Here is a 21080-nt window from a genome sequence, read left to right as displayed (position 1 = left end):
AGGATTTTTAAATGCAGTGGAATAAATTGGTTCCAGAACTGATCGTCACCGATTTGGATAAAAGTTATCATTTTTGGGTGGAAATATTGGGTTTTTCTGTAATGTATCAACGGACTGAAGAAAAATTTATCTATGTGGAACTTGATGGTGTTCAGTTTATGTTAGAGCAACAGCAACAAGGGCAATGGTTAACAGGAGTATTGGCCTACCCATTGGGAAGAGGGATTAACTTTCAGTTTGAAGTCGACCAACTCGACAGTATTTTAAATCGTTTGGATGTCGCACAATGGCCGCTGTTTGAAGCGTTAGAAGAACGTTGGTACCGTGCAGAAAATATAGAGCATGGACAAAGGCAATTTTTAGTTCAAGATCCAGATGGTTATTTATTACGGATTGTTGAGGTGATTGGAGAAAGGGCAATAACGTTAGATTAAATAAGATTGGCTTAAATAAGCTAAGGTTATAGGGACTTTAATTGAGGTACAGCGATGCACATCAGATCTTTTCAAAATCATGACCGAGCACCATTGAGTGAACTTTTTTTAAATACCAGAAAATTAAGTTGGCCGTGGTTAGATTCTTCAAAATGGGGGCTGAGTGATTTTGAAAAATATACCGAAAATGAAATGATTTTAGTGGCTGAAAAAGACCAAGAATATTTGGGATTTGCATCTATTTTTCTACAAGAGAACTTTTTACATCATCTATTTATTGCCCCAAATGCTCAAAATCAGGGTATAGGGACAGCATTGCTACACGCAGCAGAACAACTGTTTACGGATACAGGCTATCTCAAATGTTTATCTGAAAATAAACAAGCTCTGTCTTTTTATTTAGGTCATGGCTGGGAAGCAATCAGCACTGGAGAAAGTGAAGAAGGTGGATATATATTGATGTCAAAAGCAAAACTTATTCAGTAAAACTATTGATCCATTCTATAATTATTTCGACGACTTGATCAGGCTGTTTAATCCATGCACTATGTTGATTGCCTTGGGTTTTATGGGTTAAATCCAGCGTGTTTATTTGTGGGTTTTTAAAATAACCACTGAGGCCAAGCATTGAAGACATTGGTGCAAAATCATCGCCATTTAAATAGATAAATAAGGCAGCGTTATTCACCACGTTTTCTTGCCCAATAATATGTGCATAATTTCCTGTAAAGATAACTTTAGACCAATCACGCATTAAGGATTTTGTCTCTTTATTCCCAAAAGCAATTTTATAGCCTGCAAAATAACCATCTTTTAAAATCATGGCGTTGATCACTGTGACTGCTTTTAAAATATTGATTTTACCTTTTAAGTCCCAATTTTTTAAACCGATATTGCCTGTGGCAACACCAATGACTTTGTTTGCATAATTTTGTGCATAAAGTGTTGCTAAATGTCCACCTAAACTATGTCCAAATAAGATTGGAACTTGTTGGTTTAGTTCTAAGGCCAGCTTTTCCAGTTGAGGAATAAAGTCATTGAGTAAATCAGCATAACCATAATCAATCTTTGCTGAAACAGGCGGAGTATTACGCCCACAATGTGGATAATCAGCCACAATAACATTTAAGCCACTTTGGCTTAAAGCGGTAATGAGCACCTCGTATTTACTGATTGCTATGCCTAGCGCAGCCAGCAAAATAACACTATGGCTGTTTTCAGGGTTTGAATAAATATCGACTACAATTGGATATTGACCAAAATTAATATTCTTTTGGGTAAAAGAGGTATTTTTCATGATTTAGTCCTTAAAAATATTCATTTGAATCATGTTTGAAAGTCCGAGTTTGTGCATTAAAGCAGTCCGTGATTGAGGGTTTCCTTTTGCTTCAATTGAGATAAGTTTACGCATTTCTGAATTAAAATGTACCCGTGGATATTGGTTTAAAATTTGGTTTTTAAAACTGTTTGAAAATAAGTAGAGATCAGTCCCAATTACATCACAGGAAGTGGCTTTTTGTAGTAATAGCACTTCTTTAGAAAGACTGTGATCACTTTCATCTAAACTGCCATTCATATGTAAACAAATCGCATTTGAAATATTAACCATTTTGTCTTCGGGATAATTGTGTTTGCTACAGAGTGTTTCAGCTCTTAAGGCGCTTTCAAAGCTAAAACATTGACATGCATATTGATCCAAATGATTAACCAGTCCTAAATCATGCATCAAACATGAAATAACAAGACTCTCTTGATCAAATTGCCATTGTTTGGTGTGGGCGATAGCAACAGCCCAAAAATAGCTCCGCCAAGAATGATTGATGATCGCTTGAGAGGCTGTTTGCTCTAATTCGTCCATCGCTTCTTTGACAATTGCTGTGTCAGGAATCTGAAAATTATCCAGTGTAAATGAAGTTGAATCATGATGTGCTTTGAGAAATGTTTTGCCATAGTTTAATGTGACAGGGATTAGAACTTGTTTTATAAGCTGAGTTTTTTCTTTAAAGCTAAGTTTTCCATTACTTGTATTCATCCACGCTCGTGATCCAATCATGACCAATGCGTCCTTTTGTTGATTTTAGAGTAATTACTCTAAATTATTATGCATAAATCATTTAGTAAGACAAGACCGTTTTCTTTGAATTTATTTGAATAGTCTTTTATGCCAAAAACAAGAATTAAAATGAAAAGGTTTGTCTCTTTACTATTTTCTTAGATATAGCCAATCTGTCAAAAAACTCAGACATAAAAATATAATTTTTCTCAATTAATATTTTTATTTAAATCAATTGCATAGAAAAATAATCTATATGGTTATAAAAAGACTTGCAATGCCACACCTTACATTTAAAGTTTAAATACCCCCGCCCAACGGCGACATCCATGTCGCCCCGCGGTAGAATAACCATCTATGATTCAAAAACACAAAAAACGAATTAATAATTAGGTGGGTTGACTATATTTGGATTGATAGATTTATAGACAATGTCATTGAATAGTCTGCGTGTGTATATTGATCATCATAAATTTTAAGTAAGGGTATAATGCCTTAAAAGTATTTCTTAATAAAAGCAGTTAAATTACAAAATAGTCTGATTATTTTAAGCATAAGTTGGGAGCGAATAAAAAAATACTCTAAACTTGGCGACTTGCCAATATTTCCTATTTCTTATCATAAAGATATCAGACGTGAATTTTGCAGATACTCATTACTTTATTTTGATTGTACCGATCTGCCTGATATTAATGGGCAGTTTACTTTTGATCTGCCATTATTTTTTTAAAGCACCTACTTATTTATTTTGGTTGGGTCTTGGATATATCGTGCCGTCTTTTGCTTTAGCTGCACAAAGTTTTATGTCTAACCAACAATTAACATTCTCTGCCCCTGTTGTTGGTGGTTTATACCTATTTGGTGCATGGGCAAGCGCCTATACTATGGCATTGAGAAAGAAAGCCAGTGCGCACACTTTAGTGGCTTTCATTTTGATCCTTATCACAATATGTCTGCTGGTCTATTATTCTTTTGTTGATGAACAGCTATGGATGCGAATGCTAATTTTAAACCTGAGCATTGCCACAGTTGAATCCTTAGTTTTAGTATCTATTTTTAAAGATGATAAGCAAAGTGATTGGTTAAATAAGCTGGTCGATTATTCTTACCTTTTTATTGTTTTATATACTTTTGTCCGTGTCATTATTATTTTCTTTTTTTTGAAAAATATTGAAGCCAGTATGCTTGTAAATTCAGTATGGTGGTTAATGATGCTTGCTGCCAGTATTATCCTGAGCATGTGGTTTGCGATCGTACTTTTAGGCACATTAGTACGAGACATTATTTTGAAATTAAATGATGAACGTTCTAGAGATCCATTAACGCATTTACTCAATCGCCGTGGCTTTTATGATGCAGCTAAAATCAATTTAATCGATTTGCCAGAAAAACAATATTTTTTGCTGATGTGTGATGTTGATCATTTTAAGAAAATTAATGATACCCATGGGCATCTGGTCGGTGATCAGATTTTGCAAAGCGTAGGTCGTCTTGTCAGTCAGCATGTCGGTGAAAAGGGCTTAGTGGGGCGTTTTGGTGGTGAAGAGTTTATTGTTTTATTACAAGTTGAAGATCTCGATTATGCCTATAAAATTGCTGAGCGTATGCGGACTGCTATTGAAACTGAGCAATTTTTAACTCAATCCATCTTATTGACAGCCAGCTTTGGCTTAACACAAGTGAGACATCGTAATTTAGCGAGTGGTATAGAAGCTGCTGACAAACTTTTGTATGTTGCCAAACGTAGAGGGCGCAACTGTATTGCGCAAGATTCATCAATCGAACTTATGTGAATTTAACTTTGTCATAATGCTAAAATATCATAAAAACCCAGTAAAATAGTTTAGAAAGCATCAACTTCCTGTCATACTACAGCACTACAAAATGGATACTTTTAAATCGAGGTAAAAAACGTGATTTCAGTGGGTATTGTCGGTGGAACAGGTTATACAGGCGTTGAATTGTTGCGTCTTTTACTACGACATCCAAATGTTCAAGTGAATGTACTGACATCACGTACCGAAGATGGTCGCCGTGTAGATGATATGTTTCCAAGCTTACGTGGGCACACCGAGCTTAAGTATTCAGATTTAAACATTGATGAATTAAAAAAATGTGATGTTGTGTTTTTTGCGACCCCGCATGGGGTGGCAATGCAGCATGCACAACAACTTTTGGCAGCAAATAGCAAAGTTATCGATTTAGCCGCTGATTTTCGCTTGCAGAATTTAGCACAGTTTGAAAAATGGTATGGGATGCAGCATGCCTGCCCAGAGATACTGAAAGACTCTGTTTATGGTTTATCTGAACTTAATCGTGAACAAATTAAAAATGCCAATGTTGTCGGTAACCCGGGTTGTTACCCAACAACTGTTCAGTTGGGATTAGCGCCACTTTTTAAGCAAGCTGAAACATTGGTTAAACCAGAAAGTATTATCATTGATGCGAAATCGGGTGTATCAGGTGCAGGGCGTAAAGCTAGTCTAGGCATGATTTATTCTGAAAATGCAGATAATTTTAAAGCCTATGGCGTTGCTGGACATCGTCATCATCCTGAAATTGTAGAAGCATTAGAAAATATTTCGGGTCAAAAAAATGTATTTGATCAGATTCTTTTTGTGCCGCATTTGGTTCCGATGATTCGTGGTATGTTTAGTACAATCTATGTTGATTTGACAGAGCAAGGTGCAGCAGCAGATTTACAAAGTCTTTATGAAAAATTTTATGCAAATGAAATATTTGTAGACGTAATGCCTGCAAATAGTTCACCAGAAACACGTTCTGTACGTGGTGCAAACCAACTCAGAATTGCACTGTATAAACCGCATCCGAACAAATTAATTGTTTTGTCTGTTCAAGACAATTTAGTCAAAGGTGCGGCAGGACAGGCTGTACAAAATATGAACTTAATGTTTGGTTTTGCTGAAGATGCTGGTTTACAAGGTATCGGATTATTACCATAAAAAACGCTTTATGGCTTCACACACATATAACTTTGCGGTTAAATGTGTGTTTTGATTCTATCAATAATACTTAGAGATGATGATGCAGAACACAGAAACAAATACCGCGTCACAACCAGCTCAAGCACCGAAAAAGCCTTTTTTAAAAGGGAATATGCCTTTGGTGATCGGTGGGGTTGTATTATGTGCTGGCAGTGTACTTTTAGGTTATACGGTTGGACATCGCCAAGGGCTAACGGTAGTCGGTTTTGATGCAGATGCAGAACAGTTGGTAGAAGTTGTGAAGCAACAAAAAACAACGCTGGCTAATTTAAATAAAAGCCTAAATGCTGCTGTACAGGAACGAGACGTGGCTGTTTCGAATTCTAACGATTTGTTAGAGTCATTGAACAAAGCCAATGCTGAAAAATCACAAGTTGATGTGATGAGTGCGATTTATCGTGAAGTGTTAAAACAACGTGGCGGTTTGAGTTTAACCATTCAAAACTTGGCCGTTAAGCCATTACCAGAAAATGCTTATGAATATCAGCTTGATCTTATTCAAGTCAGTCCAAGACGTGCGACGGGTTCTGTTGAAATTCGTTTGATTAGTGGTACTGAGGTGTTAACAGTGCCAATGGCAGATGCGAATTATAATTTTACTGATTATGAGCGCTTAACTGGTCGTTGGACCATGCCTAAGGGCTTTAATCCACAATTTATCGAAATCCGCCTAAATGGTGCCACGCCAGTGGTTAAACGCTTTAGTTGGTCACGTGGGCAAGCTGTAGACAGTGCAGCAGTGTTTGCTGCAGAGGTTCCTCAAGCTGCGGCTAATTCTCAATAAATCATAAGTATTTTGAAAAATATGCGAACTAATAAACGTCAAATGAGTTTAAATGAAGTGAAATCATCATTCCGTGATTCAGGATTTATAGATTGGCACTTGAGTATTCGTATAAGTAATTCAGAAGATCCAAACCATCCAGACCATGATCAAGCAGATGTTGCAGTACAAACTGCACCACCTGAAGTGAAGCGACCACCGATGTATTCTGTCGTTTTATTGAACGATGATTACACTCCGATGGACTTTGTTATTGAAATTTTACAACAATACTTTGCTTTGAATCTTGACCAAGCCACTCAAGTAATGTTAACAGTACATTATGAAGGAAAAGGTGAAGCTGGTGTTTATCCAAGAGACATTGCGGAGACTAAAGCCAACCAAGTTAATAACTACGCTCGATCTCAAGGTCATCCATTGCTTTGTCAGATTGAGCCAAAAGAATAAGGGGGTTTCATGCTCAGTCGTCAATTAGAAGTTTCACTCCGTTTGGCTGTTAGCATGGCTCGTCAAAAGAGACATGAGTTTCTTACAGTTGAACATTTATTATTGGCTTTACTTGATAACGATTCAGCGGTAAATGCCTTAAAAGCATGCGGTGCTGAAATTATCAGTTTGCGCAAAGAGTTAGAGGAGTATGTAGAACAACATACCCCTAAACTAGGAGAAAACAACGACCAAGCCCCTCATCCAACTGAAAGTTTTGACCGTATCTTACAACGTGCAATTTTCCACGTTCAGTCAAGTGGCGGTGATCGCACAGTAGAGGGTGCAGATGTACTGGTTGCGATGTACTCTGAGCGAGATTCTTTTGCCGTTTATTTGCTAAAACGACATCAAATCAATCGTTTGACTTTAACCCAATATTTGTCACACGGTGCGCGTAAAGAAGAAATTCAAGTTGAAGAAGAATCTGATGATTTAGAAGGTGAATCAAATGCTTCAGCAAATGCTGGACCACTTGAACTTTATACTTTGAATTTGAATATTGAAGCGCAAAAAGGCAAAACTGATCCTTTAATCGGGCGTGAAAAAGAAATTGAACGAACTGCTCAAATTCTTTGCCGTCGCCGTAAAAACAACCCATTGCTTGTAGGTGATCCTGGTGTGGGTAAAACATCGATTGCTGAAGGTCTGGCATGGTTGATTGTGAATGGTAAAGCGCCTAAGCCACTTGCGACTGCTGAAGTGTTTAGTTTGGACATCGGTGCATTGGTTGCGGGTACAAAATACCGTGGTGACTTTGAAAAACGCTTGAAACAGCTTCTCAATGCTCTGAAAAAGAAACCAGAAGCAATTTTATTTATCGATGAAATTCATATGATCATTGGTGCTGGCTCAAGTATGGGCAGTACCATGGATGCATCGAATTTAATCAAACCTGCGTTGGCGAATGGTAGTTTACGTTGTATTGGTTCAACCACTTTCCAAGAATATCGTCAAGTGTTTGAAAAAGATCATGCACTATCACGTCGTTTCCAAAAAATTGATGTGAATGAGCCTTCTATTTCAGAGACAATTGATATTTTGCGTGGTTTGAAAAGCAAGTTTGAAGATTTCCATCATGTTAAATATGAAGATACTGCGCTAGTTTCAGCGGTTGAGTTGTCTGCTAAATTTATTAATGATCGTTTCTTGCCAGACAAGGCGATTGATGTGATTGATGAAGCTGGTGCACAACGTCGTTTAAAAGCTGAACAAGATGATACTTTGATTACAGTTGAAAATATCGAAGATATTATTTCGAAGATTGCACGTATCCCGCCAAAAACAGTATCTAAAGATGATAAATCGGTACTTGAATATCTAGAGCGTGATCTTAAACGTGTGGTATTTGGTCAAGATGAAGCGATTACAGCTTTGGCTTCTGCGATTAAACTGTCACGTGCAGGCTTGAAAGCGCCAGATAAACCAGTGGGTAGTTTTGTTTTTGCAGGGCCTACAGGTGTTGGTAAAACTGAAGTGACCAAACAATTGGCAAAATTGCTGGGTGTAGAGCTTGTTCGTTTCGATATGTCTGAATATATGGAGCGTCATGCGGTTTCTCGTTTGATTGGTGCGCCTCCAGGTTATGTTGGTTATGATCAGGGTGGTTTACTGACTGACGCGATTCATAAGAATCCGCACTGTGTCTTGTTATTAGATGAAATCGAAAAAGCACATCCAGATGTCTTTAACTTGTTATTACAAGTCATGGATCATGGTGCTTTAACCGACAACAATGGGCGTAAGTCTGATTTCCGTAATGTGATTATTGTATTGACCACCAATATCGGTGCTGAAAGTATTTCTCGTAACAGTATTGGTTTTACTGAGCAAGACAATAGTAATGACAATCAGGAAGCGATGAAACGTGCATTTGCACCAGAGTTCCGCAATCGTTTAGATGGTGTAATTCAGTTTAAAGCATTGCCTACCACAGTGATTGAGTCTGTTGTTGATAAATTCTTAACCGAACTCCAAGCGCAGTTAGATGATAAAAAAGTGGTACTGGAAGTTGATCAATCTGCTCGCGATTGGATGGCTGAGAATGGTTATGATCGTTTAATGGGTGCTCGCCCAATGCAACGTTTGATTCAAGAACATTTGAAGAAACCACTTGCTGAGATGATTCTATTTGGTGAGCTTGCAGATCATGGTGGTAACGTTGCTGTCTCTGTGAAGAAAGAAAATGGTAAGGCGATAGGGCTTACATTAGAAGTCTTTGAAGATCAGACTGCTGAACCAGCATAGTTGTGAATGAGCTTTAAAATAACCCGCATTGATTGCGGGTTATTTTTTGAATTAGACGCTTATAAAATATCAATTTTCTTTAACCAAGCTAGGAATAATGCTGGCCATTGTGTTGTTTCAGTATTGGCTTTGCCTAAGCCCCAACCATGTCCACCATTTTTGAAAAGATGTAATTCATAAGCGATCTTGTGTTGCTGCAAAGCGGTTTGCATATTGAGACTATTCTGAATAGGTGAAATCGGATCATCAATGGCGTGGGCTAAAAAGGTTGGAGCTGTATTCTGTTTGACTTGTAAATCTACTGAAAACAAGATTTGTTTGGCTAAATCATGTTTTGATCCAAATAAGCTTTTATAAGCATGGGTATGATCTAGCGGCGCTTGCATACTAATGATTGGATAGAGTAGCGCCACAAAATTAGGCCGAGCGGAAATTTGATCAATCGAATCATTTAAACTCGAAAATTGTTGTTGCCATTGTGTCGCAATGATTCCAGCTAAATGCCCACCTGCGGAGAAACCCAGTACACCAATTTTGTCTGGATCAATGTTGAATTGATGTGCATGATAACGAATGATACGCAGGGCTCTTTGGCCATCTTGAAAGGGCGCAAGCAGATTATTGCCATCCTGATTAGGTAAGCGGTAGATTAATTCAAATACGGTAAATCCCTGTTCTTGTAAAAACTGTGCAGTTGGCGTGCTTTCTTTGGCCAATTCCTCTCTGGCATAACCCCCACCACTAATGACTAAAATAGCGATGTGATTGCTCTGTTTGGGGGAATATACCCGCAGTTGAGGAGAGGTGATATGCTCAATAGCACCATGCTTATTTATCGTATATTGTTCACTGGATGGTGCCAGTGTTGCACTATTGGGCCACAGAGGAAGACTCAGTGTTGCTGCATCTACATTTTGGCTAAGCCAGAGGAAAATGAAGCAATTAAACACGAAATGATTTATTTTCATCCATAAAAAACCAAAAAATGTAGATGCTGATATTTTATCCTATTTTAAACAAGGCACATTCATCAACATATTTTAAAAATGTATGCTTTTGTGGATGAGGCAGACAACAACTACAATTTATAGATAAAAGCTTAGTTGTTTTAGTCTGCTCAAAATTTTATTGCTTAGCTCGCGTGAAAATCACATATACTCTAACTTCATGATTATTCTTTGAGTATCAATGGACATTGCATTTACTAAAATTTTAACTACGATTTTATTATTTCTTGTCACAGCTGTTGCAGAAATTTTAGGTTGTTATTTTCCTTATTTGATTCTGAATCAAAATAAAAGCCATTGGTTATGGATACCTACCGTTTTAAGTTTGGCGGTATTTGTCTGGCTATTAACCTTGCACCCGGCTGCTTCAGGGCGTATTTATGCCGCATATGGCGGTATCTATATCTTTAGTGCACTGATGTGGCTGAAATTTGTCGATCAAGTCAGCTTAACTCGCTGGGATTTGTTTGGTGGATGTATTGTAATCATTGGGGCTTTGGTGATTATTCTGCAACCGCAAGGTTTGATTCGTTAAGTCTCCAACAGCATTATTGTAAAGTATCTTGTGTTGTTTCAAGTTGATTGATCTTACATACTTTGGGAATTGCTTTACGATATGCAGCATAATCCTGTTTATATTGTTTAAACCATTTCTGATATTCAGGATTTAGCCTTAAATTGGCAAGATTGGGTTCATTTTCAAATGAGGATGGTTCTGTACTGTTCTCATCAGAAAATTCTAATTGTTTTAAGTAGGACAATGCTCGATCCGTTTGACCAAGCAGCGCATAGAATTCAGCGAGGAATTCTTTTTCTCGTTGAGTTTGCTTACGATTCTTATTCACCACAGCTTCAATTTTAGCCTGATTATCACGTAACCATTTTTCAGCAAGTTTCGGATCTTCACGATTGAGATATTTAAAATACTGTTGCGCTAAAATAATAAAATTTCCTGCATCGAAAGCTTGATCGGGACCAGATAAATAGTGAAATAAAGGCTTTTTAAGTATAGTGATGAGGCGTTTTTGCTCATTCTCATCACGATGATATTTCTGTAACAGCATCAGCTTGTCACTGAGTACAGCATAATAATTTTTCTCATACTCCTCATTGTCTGGTTGCAACTTCATTAAGGTCTCAAATAGTTGTTCAGCCTTTAGCAAATAGTTTAGACGTGGCGTTGGGTCTATGTTTTTCCGATAATACACCGACATTTGCGCGTAGAATAACCCTAAATTATTGATTGCGATTGTATCGTTAGGATCACGTTTTTTTAACGCAAAATACGCTTGCTCAGTAAGTTCTTGAAAAGGTTGAGAGAGCGTGGTGCAGTGTTGTTCAAGTAAATATTCAGCATATCCAGAAGTCAGAATCGCATAGTTGTGTAAATAGACAGAATCGTTATATTCAATGTCTTTGGCTTTTAACAGTTTTTGCACATTGGGTTGGGCTTTCTGGATTTGAGCCTTAATCTGTGGTTCAAGTTTGGCAAGATTTTTGGTTGCTAATACTTGATCACTTAAATCTTCTATGGCTTGAATCTCATCATCGTTGATATCTGCATAGCTAATTGAAGCGTTGAGTGATAATAAAAAAATAACAATTTTAATTTTCATTGTTGATTCTGCGTTTATCTATTCTTTGAAATAATTGTATACAAGCCAAGGAAAAACATCAAAAGTTGTTCTATTGGAATTAAAAAAGCATCCAGTAAACTGAATGCTTTTTCTTTCTTAGCGGTCATCCATGACTATTGAATAGGTGGATGCTGTAATTGGTTTAACTCTTTTTTACTGAAACCTCTAGAGATAAGTACCTTTTTAATCCCAGTAATTACATCCTGATCTGTCGCTTTCATCAACGCTGATAAAAGTTGATCATTGGATTTACAAGAGCAATCATTTTCAACACATGCAATTTGATTTTTATGTTCATTTTGCAATGTATCTTCAGCCGTAAACAGCTTTTGCCAAAAACTCATAGAGCCTTCATACACAACCTAACATAGTTCGAAATATAGCCGTTTTTTAATAAAATACAAGATCTGAGCGAAATAGATGGTCGAGTTATAGGCTGATTTTTTCGATGATTTGATATGTTTTAAACGGTTTGTTAAAAGGCCATGTTTTAAATGATTTATAACTTAATGATATATCAATAAATAATTTAAAGAAGTAGCTGCCATGCTAATTTACATGGCAGTCTAATCTTGTAATAAATTGTTTAAATTTTTTCGAGAAGAACTCCAGATTCTACATGATGGGTGTAGGGGAATTGATCAAACATCGCAAATTTCACAATTTTATGGGTTTTAAGCAAGGTTTTTAAATTGTCGTGTAATGTATCTGGATTGCATGAAATATAAAGAATACGTTGAAAACCTTGCAATAGCATTAAGGTATCGTCATCAATCCCTGCTCGTGGTGGATCAACAAAAACTGTATCAAACTCATAGCCCTGAATGTCTATTTCTGCTTCTTGTAAACGACGGAATTCACGTTCGCCGTTATAGGCCTGAGTAAACTCTTCTGCTGAAAGGCGTGCAACTTGAATATTGTCGATCTGATTCTGTTGAATATTCCACTGTGCCGCATAGACCGAAGATTTCGCTAATTCAGTTGCCAAAACACGGTTAAAACTCAAGGATAAGGGAAGGGTAAAGTTACCATTACCACAGTACAATTCGAGTAGGTCTTTATTTTCTCCCTCTACTGACTGACAAGCCCATTGCAACATTTTTTGGCAAACTTGTGCATTGGGTTGAGTAAAGCTACTTTCAATTTGCTTATATTGAAATTTACGCTCAAAAACTTGTAATTCTTCTACAACAAATTCATCGGTTAAGACAACTTTTTGTCCGCGACTGCGACCAATGATTTTAACATTCAGCTTTTCAGCCAATTGTTTTGCTAAAACTTCCCATTCTTCACTCAGTGGCGCACGGTAAATCAATGAAACCAGCATTTCGCCCTTGAGCGTTGCTAGAAAATGCACTTCAAAAAGCCGTTTTGATAAGATTGAATTGGCTTTTAGCTCAGCCAATAAAACTGGCATAAGCTGATTTATACTTTGATCTGCGATCGGAAATTCATCGATACGAGCAACAGTTTTTTGTTGATTTTCATCTCGTTCAAACATGGCATAGAACATATCATCTTCAGTATGCCAAATTCGGAATTCTGCACGCATACGGAAGTTTTGTTCAGGTGAAGCAAATACTTCTAACGAAGGTGGATTAAATTCTGCGAATTGAGTTTGGATTCGTTCAATTTTGGCATCAAGCTGTTGTTGATAAGATGAAGTCATATAAATCAGAAAAACATTGGAATTAAGCAGTAGCGATGGTATCAAAAATAGCACCAGATGGACACCAGATTGCAGTCCATCTTTGTCAATTTATTTAGATCGGCTTGTCTATTGAAATAATCCTAGGATTCTTTAATCAAAGTGACGATGAAGATAAGTTACTCAACACTTACTTAAGTGTTTAACTAAATAGTCAATAAAGACTCTTACCGCAGGGAGTAAGCCTCGGCGAGAAGGGTAAACAGCGTGAAAGATCCCGTGCGGTGCTTTCCATTCAGGTAAGACACGAACCAATTCGCCTGTGGCGACAAAATCATTAGCAATCGTATCTGGAAGTAAGGCAATACCACAATTTTGGCTGGCTAATTTTGCCAGCATCATTAAATCCGACCCCATGAGTATCGGGTTAACTTTAATTTTTTTCTGTTGATTTTCACTATCATGTAATACCATTTGTTGATCTAAGTGCTCATCAACCATACTTAAAATTCGGTGTTCAGATAAATCTTCTGGTTTTTTGAGCATACCAAATTCATTTAAATAGGCTTGGCTTGCAAGAAGGTGCTGTTCAATATGTCCAAACTTTCTCAGCACTAAGCTCGGGTCATCGTCCAGATTTGCGCGCACACGCAAGGCAACATCAAAACCTTCATTGATGATATCTACTCGACGATTACTGACTAAAAGTTGTACTCTGATTTCAGGATAAGTTTTTAAAAAGTCAGGAAGGATTTTGGACAATTCACTTTGCGCAACGGTCACAGGTACACTGACTTTAATCACACCACGTGGTTGTTCACTGAGATGATCGACCAGATCATGCGCAGATTGTGCTGCATTCATCATCACTTGGGCATGGCGGTAAATATTCATGCCAATGTCTGTAACTGCGAAATGACGTGAACTTCGTTGAATTAAACGAACCCCTAATTTTTCTTCTAAATTATATACACGGCGACTGAGCTTGGATTTAGGAATATCCGTTGCACGTTCAGCCGCACTAAATCCCCCATGCTCTACAACCAAACCAAAGCAGTAAAAGTCATCCAAATCAGTGAGCATAAATACATTCCATAATTGCAACAATGACGCACTATTAAACTTAATTGTTGCATCAAGTCAACTTGTTAATTGTGAAAATTTTCTAAGATTAGGCATTGCCTGTCATGAGAATATTTTGAACTTGCTTATATTCTTCTAATCTTAAAAGGTCTTTAGTGGTCGGATGTGGAATACGGGTGATATCCATGTTATCAGCAACATCTGCCAGTTTTACCACACGTGCAATTGGATTTTTTACTGCACGGTAGGCGGCTTCGATTCTAGATTCACCTTCTTTTTTGGTCAAGGCAACAACGGCATCGACAATTTCTTGACTAAAGCCAAGTGAGATTAAATCGACCACAGTGGTGTCGGTATCTTCCAAGATGTCGTGTAATACAGCAACAATCTGTTGATTGGGTGTTTTAACTTTGAACATCAACCTCAGAGGGTGAAAAATATAAGGCTGTTGCGCTTTATCTTTTTGGCCTGCGTGTTTACGAGCTGCTAAAGCAATCGCTTTTTCAATCGTTGACATAATATCCTTAGCTTTGTTTCGTGTATTTATAAAATATGAAAAGCAATTTTAGATTTATCTAAAACGAGTGTTTAATTTCCCTAACTCGTTTAAAATACAATTTTATTCTGTTCCAAAGCGTATGCCATTTCAACTGATCACTTTAGAAAATTCTCAAGAAAATGTTACATGCCCACATTGCCAACATGCGGTCATTGATTGGAATGAAGAACAATATCTACAACCGTGTATACATACCTTGTTTATTGCGATGGATTTGGGCTTTGAATATATTTCAGATGAATTTGAAGCGACCATGCCCCGTAGCGTCGATGAAATCCATGCTCATGATGATCAGGGATTGAATATTTTCAATGAATTATCTGAGAGTAATTATCCTGATTACCTGATTTATAAAACAAGCTTAGGTGTTGTAGGGGATCAAGATTTTTATCGTTATATTGGGTTTAGCGCTTAAATTTTAAGATCGGTAGTCATTCATTTGTTTCTTTTAGCCTACTCTTATTAAAAATGCTGAATAGGTATTAAAAATAGCGGAGTAGGCTTGTATTCTCTATTGTAGGCGCTGTTCTTTTCATCTCCTACAAGCTGAGTTTTTTCATCACAATATAGAAGCTAAACTGCATTCTATAAATCTTGAACAAACTATTGTTTAACTTGAAATCGCGTTATTTTAAAAAAGTACTTTGTGATTGTTCAACTTCTGTCAATAACCATTCAACAAATTTAGCAATGAGGGGTGTTTGCTGTTGTTCTGCATAGACAAAATAATAGGCACGTGAACCTTTTAGCTTAATTTCTGAGGCGATAATTAAATCACCTGAGCGCAGTTCTTTTTCCAGTAGTTTTTGTGGAATAAGCGCAACCCCCATATGATGTATGGCTGCCACCGCAAGCATCGAAAATAATTCATGCCGTTGTCCTTCTAATGCAAAAGGATGCTCATAACCAGAAACTTCAAACCACTCTTTCCAAATATAGGGGCGTGTGGTTTGTTGGAGTAAGGGCAGCGTGGCAATCTCTTCCGCCGTTAAGCTTCGACGTAAATCTCCAGAAGGTCCTCTTAGCTCTGGAAAATGCTTAAAAATTAACTCAGCAGAACACACAGGAACAACATCTTCATTCATTAGATAGTGGACTTTTGCACCTGGCCAATTTTCAATTTGTGCAGGTGTACCAGTATATATTGCAGCATCAAAAATATGCTCACTGAATAAAAAGGGTTTGGTACTAGTCTCTAAATGAATCGTAATTTCAGGGTATATTTCATTGAACTTATACAGTCGGGGTAACAGCCAACGTGTTGCAAATGTCGGTACAACCCCCAATTTTAGCGTACCGCCTAAACCTTTATGGCTCACTAAATCGAGAGTGCTTTGCTCAATACCCAATAAATGAGCTTTGATGTTTTTATAATAATGTTCACCCGCTTGTGTTAATTCAACGCCATGCCGTGTTCTGTTAAATAGATTGAGTCCTAAAAAATCTTCGAGTTGTTGTACTTGGCGAGATATCGCACTTTGAGTAAGATGCAGCTCTTGTGCAGCAAAGGTATAGCTTAGATGCTTGGCAGCCGCTTCAAAACATATCAATGATTGTAATGAGGGAATCATTCTACGCATATTCATTCCTTGAATATCAAAGTTTAATTAAGACTAAATTTAATCTATTCATATCTAGCAAAAAGAACTTAAAGCAAAGCAGATGTATGTAATTAATCTTCCATCAAACCATTTGGTTTTACCTCAAATGAAAATTTATAAGAGGATGTAAAGATGATAAAAATCTGTTAAAAAGCCTCGTTTAATACCCGCATAATTGAACCGTAGTCATTGAGCGAGCCATGTTATAAAAACACAAGATATGCGTAAATGGAATATCTGAGTGAGAATTAATCGTTTGAAAGTATGAATTTTCACACCTAACATCACTACTAAGACAACAAGATATGTTCAGCAAAGGATGCTATGAATCAAATGGTTAATTCTACAAAAACGGCACGTGTTCAATTTAACTGGCAAGATCCATTTTTATTGGAACAGCAACTCAGTTCTGAAGAACGCATGATTCGTGATGCTGCTTATGCCTATTCACAAGACAAACTGATGCCAAGAGTTTTGGAACAATTCCGCCATGAAAAAACAGATGCTTCTATTTTTCGTGAAATGGGTGAGCTAGGTTTGCTGGGGCCGACAATCCCTGAAGAATACGGTGGTGCAGGTCTAAACTATGTCAGTTACGGTCTTATTGCCCGTGAAATTGAACGCGTAGATTCGGGTTATCGTTCAATGGCAAGTGTACAAAGCTCATTGGTGATGGTGCCTATCAATGAATTTGGTTCTGAAGAGCAAAAACAAAAGTACTTACCTAAATTAGCTACTGGCGAGTTTATTGGATGTTTCGGTTTAACAGAACCTGATCATGGTTCAGATCCAGGCAGTATGATTACCCGTGCTAAAAAGGTCGAAGGTGGTTATCGTCTGACTGGCGCAAAAATGTGGATTACCAATAGTCCAATCGCTGATGTATTTGTGGTCTGGGCCAAAGAAGTTTCTGCTGAAGGCAATGTCGGTGAAATTCGTGGCTTTATCCTAGAAAAAGGTTGGGAAGGACTTTCTGCGCCTGCGATTCATGGCAAAGTCGGTTTGCGTGCATCGATTACCGGTGAAATTGTGATGGACAATGTTTTTGTTCCTGAAGAAAATGCATTTCCTGAAATTCGTGGTTTGCGTGGACCATTTACTTGTTTAAATAGTGCACGTTACGGTATTGCATGGGGCGCGATGGGGGCGGCAGAGTTTTGCTGGCACACTGCACACCAATATACGATGGATCGTAAACAATTTGGACGCCCATTGGCTGCGAATCAATTGGTGCAAAAGAAACTTGCAGATATGCAAACTGAAATTGCTTTAGGGCTGCAGATCGCATTACGTTTTGGTCGTATGAAAGATGAAGGTATCGCTTCTGTTGAAGGCACTTCACTGATTAAACGCAACAATTGTGGTAAAGCTTTAGATATTGCGCGTGTTGCTCGAGACATGATGGGTGGCAATGGTATCAGTGATGAATTCGGTGTCGCTCGTCATTTAGTCAATCTGGAAGTAGTCAACACCTATGAAGGTACCCATGATGTACATGCCTTAATTCTCGGGCGTGCACAAACTGGTATTGCTGCCTTTAGTAACTAAAATCCACTGTTTTAAAACAGGGATGCTTAAATCTAGCTAGCATCCCTTGTAGGATTTTTTGCCTTAAATTTTATAAAAACTAAGGTAAAAATAAATCAATGATAAAAGGATTCATCGTGAAAAATATCTGATTATTCTTTTAACTCTCATACTTAACTCTAGATTGATGCAATAAAAATAACAAAGAAATAAGTAGAGAGAAAGATAAAAAGTGACCGATGACTCATTTGGGAAAATGAGGTAGAGGAAAAATGAACAATGATGTTCGATCAGTTACAACTTCAACAAAATTATCCATGCCATCCAATATTGGAACCTTTGAAAAAATAGGCCCAAATACTTGGAAATGGGCACTTTTATTCGCCTATTTCGCTATGGTCGTCGATGGCGTGGATATCATGTTGTTGTCCTATAGCTTAACCAGTTTAAAAGGTGAGTTTGCATTATCTACTTTTCAGGCTGGCGCCTTAGGCAGTGCCTCTCTGGCAGGTATGGGGATTGGTGGAATTTTAGGGGGATGGGCATGTGATAAGTTTGGCCGCGTACGTACCATTGCTAATTCTGTATCGTTTTTCTCAGTTGCAACATGTTTGTTAGGCTTTACCCAAAGTTTTGAACAATTTATGGCATTACGATTTATTGGTGCACTAGGGATTGGGGCGCTTTATATGGCATGCAATACCCTTATGGCTGAATATGTTCCTACAACGTATCGGACTACGGTATTGGGTACATTACAAACCGGGCAAACCGTTGGATATATTGTTGCTACATTATTAGCAGGTGCGATTATTCCTGATCATGGTTGGCGAGTCTTGTTTTTTATCACGGTTATTCCAGCATTTATCAATATTTTCTTGCAACGCTTTGTACCTGAACCAAAGTCTTGGCAGCTCAACAAAATCAATCAGCTTCAAGGCAAGAAACCAGTTGAAGCTACAGTTCCCGAGAAACCGAAAAGTGGCAGTATTTATAAACAAATTTTTGCCAACTTTAAGCACCGTAAAATGTTTTTATTGTGGATGACTACGGCCTTTTTCTTACAATTTGGTTACTACGGAATCAACAATTGGATGCCGAGTTATCTAGAAACAGAAGTGCATATGAACTTTAAAAACATGACCAGCTATATGGTGGGTTCATATACAGCAATGATTTTAGGCAAGATCTTAGCGGGATATTTGGCAGATAAATTTAATCGTCGTGCAGTATTTGTGTTCGGTACTATAGCCAGCGCTGTCTTCTTACCTGTGATTATTATCTTTAATACACCAGACAATATTTTGTACTTATTGATCACTTTTGGTTTCTTATATGGCATCCCTTATGGTGTAAATGCGACCTATATGGCGGAATCATTTTCTACCGATGTTCGAGGTACAGCAATTGGTGGTGCATATAACATTGGGCGAGTAGGTGCAGCTATTGCCCCAGCAACCATTGGTTTCCTTGCTTCGGGCGGAACATTTATGACGGCATTTATCGTGATGGGCGCAGCTTACTTTGTTGCAGGGGTACTGCCTGGCTTATTTATTAAAGATCGTCAATATGACCCACAACAACAATAGTCAACGCTTGTTTAAACAGATTCAGTAAATCGTAAAATTGAGGAGTATTCACTTACTCCTGACATAGAGGTAAACATATGGGTGCATTACAAGGAATTCGAGTTTTAGATCTAAGTCGAGTACTTGCCGGTCCGTGGTGTGGGCAAGTTCTCGCAGATTTAGGCGCCGAAGTGATCAAGATTGAACGCCCTAAAGTTGGTGATGATACCCGTATGTGGGGCCCGCCTTGGATGCTTGATCAACAGGGTCAAGCGACACGAGAATCTGGATACTATCAATCTGCGAATCGCAATAAATCCTCAGTGGCAATTGATATGGCAACGCAGGATGGGCAGCGATTACTACAACACATGGTGAAAACCGCAGATATTGTGATTGAAAACTTTAAAGCAGGTTCATTGAAAAAATATGGATTGGATTATGAAACCCTCAAACATATTAATCCAAAATTGATTTATTGCTCTATCACTGGTTTTGGTCAAGATGGGCCGCGTGCAGAAGAACCGGGTTATGACTTTATCATTCAAGGTATGTCTGGCTTGATGAGTATTACTGGCGAGAAAGAAGGAGAGTTAGGGGCAAGTTCACAAAAAGTTGGTGTGGCGGTGGTTGATATTCAGACTGGGCTATATGCAACAATTGCGATTCAGGCAGCACTGATTTCTCGTCAGCAAACAGGTGTTGGGCAGTATATTGATATGTCGTTGTTAGATGTACAGGTTGCTGGACTCGCCAACCAAGGTATGAACTATTTAAGTTCAGGTATCGCACCTCAACGAATGGGCAATCATCATCCCAATATTGTGCCTTATCAGACTTTTAAAGCGCAAGATAAGGAGTTTATTCTGGCCTGTGGCAATGATAAACAATTTAAAGATTTATGTATTGCCATTGGAAAACCTGAATTGTTAGATCAACCAAACTATCTCCGTAATCAAGATCGGGTGAAATATCGTCAAGAATTGGTTGCTTTGTTGTCTGAATATTTTTTATCAAATACCGCGAAGCATTGGGTCGATGCAATTCATGCAGTGAAAGTACCTGTTGGCGTGATTAATTCTGTTGCAGATGCTTTAGATGAACCCCAAATTCAATATCGTAAAATGGTGGTCAATATTCCACATACAGATAATCCTGATTTTAATGTGATTGGTTCACCGATTAAAATGACAGGAACACCTGTTGAATATCGTAATGCACCGCCACGCTTAGGAGAACATACCAAAGCGATTTTAGAAGAATTTTGTTCAGATGATGAATTGTTACAGTTAAAGCAACAAGGTGTTATTGAGGGTATTGGCTTATAGTCGGCTAATTTTAAAGAATATTGAAATCAACGTATAGGACCAATCAACGTGATAGCTTGATTGGGGTGCTGCAATGCCGCATTAATCATTCAAACCCTCCTTTTTAAGGAGGG

Annotated in this window: 21 protein-coding genes; 12 read left to right on the top strand and 9 right to left on the bottom strand. The window is 37.9% G+C overall.

All coding sequences use genetic code 11. From position 1 onward, the window contains the following. The first annotated feature begins 11 nt into the window (after positions 1-11). Positions 12-434: a VOC family protein gene (locus tag L3V46_RS11145; RefSeq protein ID WP_239045714.1), complete on the top strand. Its 423-nt coding sequence runs from the start codon at positions 12-14 to the stop codon at positions 432-434. 54 nt (positions 435-488) lie between these two features. Further along, a complete protein-coding gene (locus L3V46_RS11140) occupies positions 489-920 on the top strand; it encodes a GNAT family N-acetyltransferase (RefSeq protein WP_239045713.1) in 432 nt (143 codons plus the stop codon). Here the strand turns inward: L3V46_RS11140 and L3V46_RS11135 are convergent. Both L3V46_RS11135 and L3V46_RS11130 read right to left on the bottom strand, forming a co-directional pair. Then, the gene (locus L3V46_RS11135; protein WP_239045712.1) at positions 910-1731 is read right to left on the bottom strand and encodes an alpha/beta fold hydrolase; all 822 of its coding nucleotides are present in this window, start codon (positions 1729-1731) and stop codon (positions 910-912) included. The two genes, L3V46_RS11140 and L3V46_RS11135, sit on opposite strands and share 11 nt — an antisense overlap. Before the next feature lie 3 nt (positions 1732-1734). Beyond that, on the bottom strand, positions 1735-2487 hold the full coding sequence (locus L3V46_RS11130) for an HD domain-containing protein (RefSeq protein ID WP_239045711.1): 753 nt from the start codon (positions 2485-2487) through the stop codon (positions 1735-1737). Between the two features lie 692 nt (positions 2488-3179). Between L3V46_RS11130 and L3V46_RS11125 the strand changes: the two genes are divergently transcribed. The 5 genes from L3V46_RS11125 (at position 3180) to clpA (ending at position 9009) form a co-directional block, all read left to right on the top strand. Continuing rightward, positions 3180-4280: a GGDEF domain-containing protein gene (locus L3V46_RS11125; protein WP_034610270.1), complete on the top strand. Its 1101-nt coding sequence runs from the start codon at positions 3180-3182 to the stop codon at positions 4278-4280. 120 nt (positions 4281-4400) lie between these two features. Next, positions 4401-5450: an N-acetyl-gamma-glutamyl-phosphate reductase gene (gene argC / locus L3V46_RS11120; RefSeq protein ID WP_034610273.1), complete on the top strand. Its 1050-nt coding sequence runs from the start codon at positions 4401-4403 to the stop codon at positions 5448-5450. Positions 5451-5532: 82 nt separating this feature from the next. Next, positions 5533-6276, top strand: a complete 744-nt coding sequence (locus tag L3V46_RS11115) for a DUF6776 family protein (RefSeq protein WP_239045710.1) — start codon at positions 5533-5535, stop codon at positions 6274-6276. A gap of 21 nt (positions 6277-6297) precedes the next feature. Then, the gene (gene clpS / locus L3V46_RS11110) at positions 6298-6723 is read left to right on the top strand and encodes an ATP-dependent Clp protease adapter ClpS (RefSeq protein ID WP_004720737.1); all 426 of its coding nucleotides are present in this window, start codon (positions 6298-6300) and stop codon (positions 6721-6723) included. A gap of 9 nt (positions 6724-6732) precedes the next feature. Next, positions 6733-9009 carry an ATP-dependent Clp protease ATP-binding subunit ClpA gene (gene clpA / locus L3V46_RS11105; protein ID WP_239045709.1) on the top strand — a complete coding sequence of 759 codons (2277 nt, stop codon included), beginning with the start codon at positions 6733-6735 and terminating at the stop codon, positions 9007-9009. A gap of 59 nt (positions 9010-9068) precedes the next feature. Here clpA and L3V46_RS11100 read toward each other — a convergent pair whose 3' ends face one another. Next, on the bottom strand, positions 9069-9977 hold the full coding sequence (locus tag L3V46_RS11100) for an alpha/beta hydrolase (protein ID WP_239045708.1): 909 nt from the start codon (positions 9975-9977) through the stop codon (positions 9069-9071). A 220-nt stretch (positions 9978-10197) separates the two neighbouring features. On the opposite strand from L3V46_RS11100, the gene L3V46_RS11095 reads away from it, so the two are divergent. Beyond that, a complete protein-coding gene (locus tag L3V46_RS11095; protein ID WP_004720731.1) occupies positions 10198-10551 on the top strand; it encodes a YnfA family protein in 354 nt (117 codons plus the stop codon). A gap of 13 nt (positions 10552-10564) precedes the next feature. On the opposite strand, the gene L3V46_RS11090 is transcribed toward L3V46_RS11095, so the two are convergent. The 5 genes from L3V46_RS11090 to L3V46_RS11070 form a co-directional block, all read right to left on the bottom strand. Then, positions 10565-11632, bottom strand: a complete 1068-nt coding sequence (locus tag L3V46_RS11090) for a hypothetical protein (RefSeq protein WP_239045707.1) — start codon at positions 11630-11632, stop codon at positions 10565-10567. A gap of 134 nt (positions 11633-11766) precedes the next feature. Beyond that, the gene (locus L3V46_RS11085) at positions 11767-11997 is read right to left on the bottom strand and encodes a hypothetical protein (protein WP_004720727.1); all 231 of its coding nucleotides are present in this window, start codon (positions 11995-11997) and stop codon (positions 11767-11769) included. A 242-nt stretch (positions 11998-12239) separates the two neighbouring features. Continuing rightward, a complete protein-coding gene (trmA, locus tag L3V46_RS11080; RefSeq protein WP_034610293.1) occupies positions 12240-13322 on the bottom strand; it encodes a tRNA (uridine(54)-C5)-methyltransferase TrmA in 1083 nt (360 codons plus the stop codon). Positions 13323-13484: 162 nt separating this feature from the next. Next, on the bottom strand, positions 13485-14384 hold the full coding sequence (locus L3V46_RS11075; RefSeq protein ID WP_004821316.1) for a LysR family transcriptional regulator: 900 nt from the start codon (positions 14382-14384) through the stop codon (positions 13485-13487). A gap of 88 nt (positions 14385-14472) precedes the next feature. Next, positions 14473-14901: an HD domain-containing protein gene (locus tag L3V46_RS11070; RefSeq protein WP_004720720.1), complete on the bottom strand. Its 429-nt coding sequence runs from the start codon at positions 14899-14901 to the stop codon at positions 14473-14475. A 121-nt stretch (positions 14902-15022) separates the two neighbouring features. Here L3V46_RS11070 and L3V46_RS11065 point away from each other — a divergent pair, with 121 nt between their 5' ends. Further along, the gene (locus tag L3V46_RS11065; RefSeq protein ID WP_004720717.1) at positions 15023-15358 is read left to right on the top strand and encodes a hypothetical protein; all 336 of its coding nucleotides are present in this window, start codon (positions 15023-15025) and stop codon (positions 15356-15358) included. Between the two features lie 211 nt (positions 15359-15569). Here the strand turns inward: L3V46_RS11065 and L3V46_RS11060 are convergent, their stop codons facing one another. Continuing rightward, positions 15570-16523 carry a LysR substrate-binding domain-containing protein gene (locus tag L3V46_RS11060; RefSeq protein ID WP_239045706.1) on the bottom strand — a complete coding sequence of 318 codons (954 nt, stop codon included), beginning with the start codon at positions 16521-16523 and terminating at the stop codon, positions 15570-15572. A 345-nt stretch (positions 16524-16868) separates the two neighbouring features. On the opposite strand from L3V46_RS11060, the gene L3V46_RS11055 reads away from it, so the two are divergent. From L3V46_RS11055 to L3V46_RS11045, 3 genes are all read left to right on the top strand, one after another. Then, positions 16869-18092 (top strand): acyl-CoA dehydrogenase, encoded by a 1224-nt coding sequence (locus L3V46_RS11055; RefSeq protein ID WP_004821319.1) that lies wholly within the window; start codon positions 16869-16871, stop codon positions 18090-18092. Between the two features lie 251 nt (positions 18093-18343). After that, positions 18344-19660, top strand: a complete 1317-nt coding sequence (locus L3V46_RS11050; protein WP_034610301.1) for an MFS transporter — start codon at positions 18344-18346, stop codon at positions 19658-19660. 77 nt (positions 19661-19737) lie between these two features. Continuing rightward, positions 19738-20967, top strand: coding sequence for a CaiB/BaiF CoA-transferase family protein (locus tag L3V46_RS11045; protein WP_239045705.1), 1230 nt, complete (start codon positions 19738-19740; stop codon positions 20965-20967). Positions 20968-21080 lie beyond the last annotated feature (113 nt).

It is taken from the genome of Acinetobacter sp. AG3, assembly GCF_022343575.1.
In the GTDB taxonomy this organism is placed as follows: Bacteria; Pseudomonadota; Gammaproteobacteria; order Pseudomonadales; family Moraxellaceae; genus Acinetobacter; species Acinetobacter guillouiae.
Note: the sequence above shows the minus strand (reverse complement) of the source record. Positions and strands in the feature narration are given on the sequence as shown.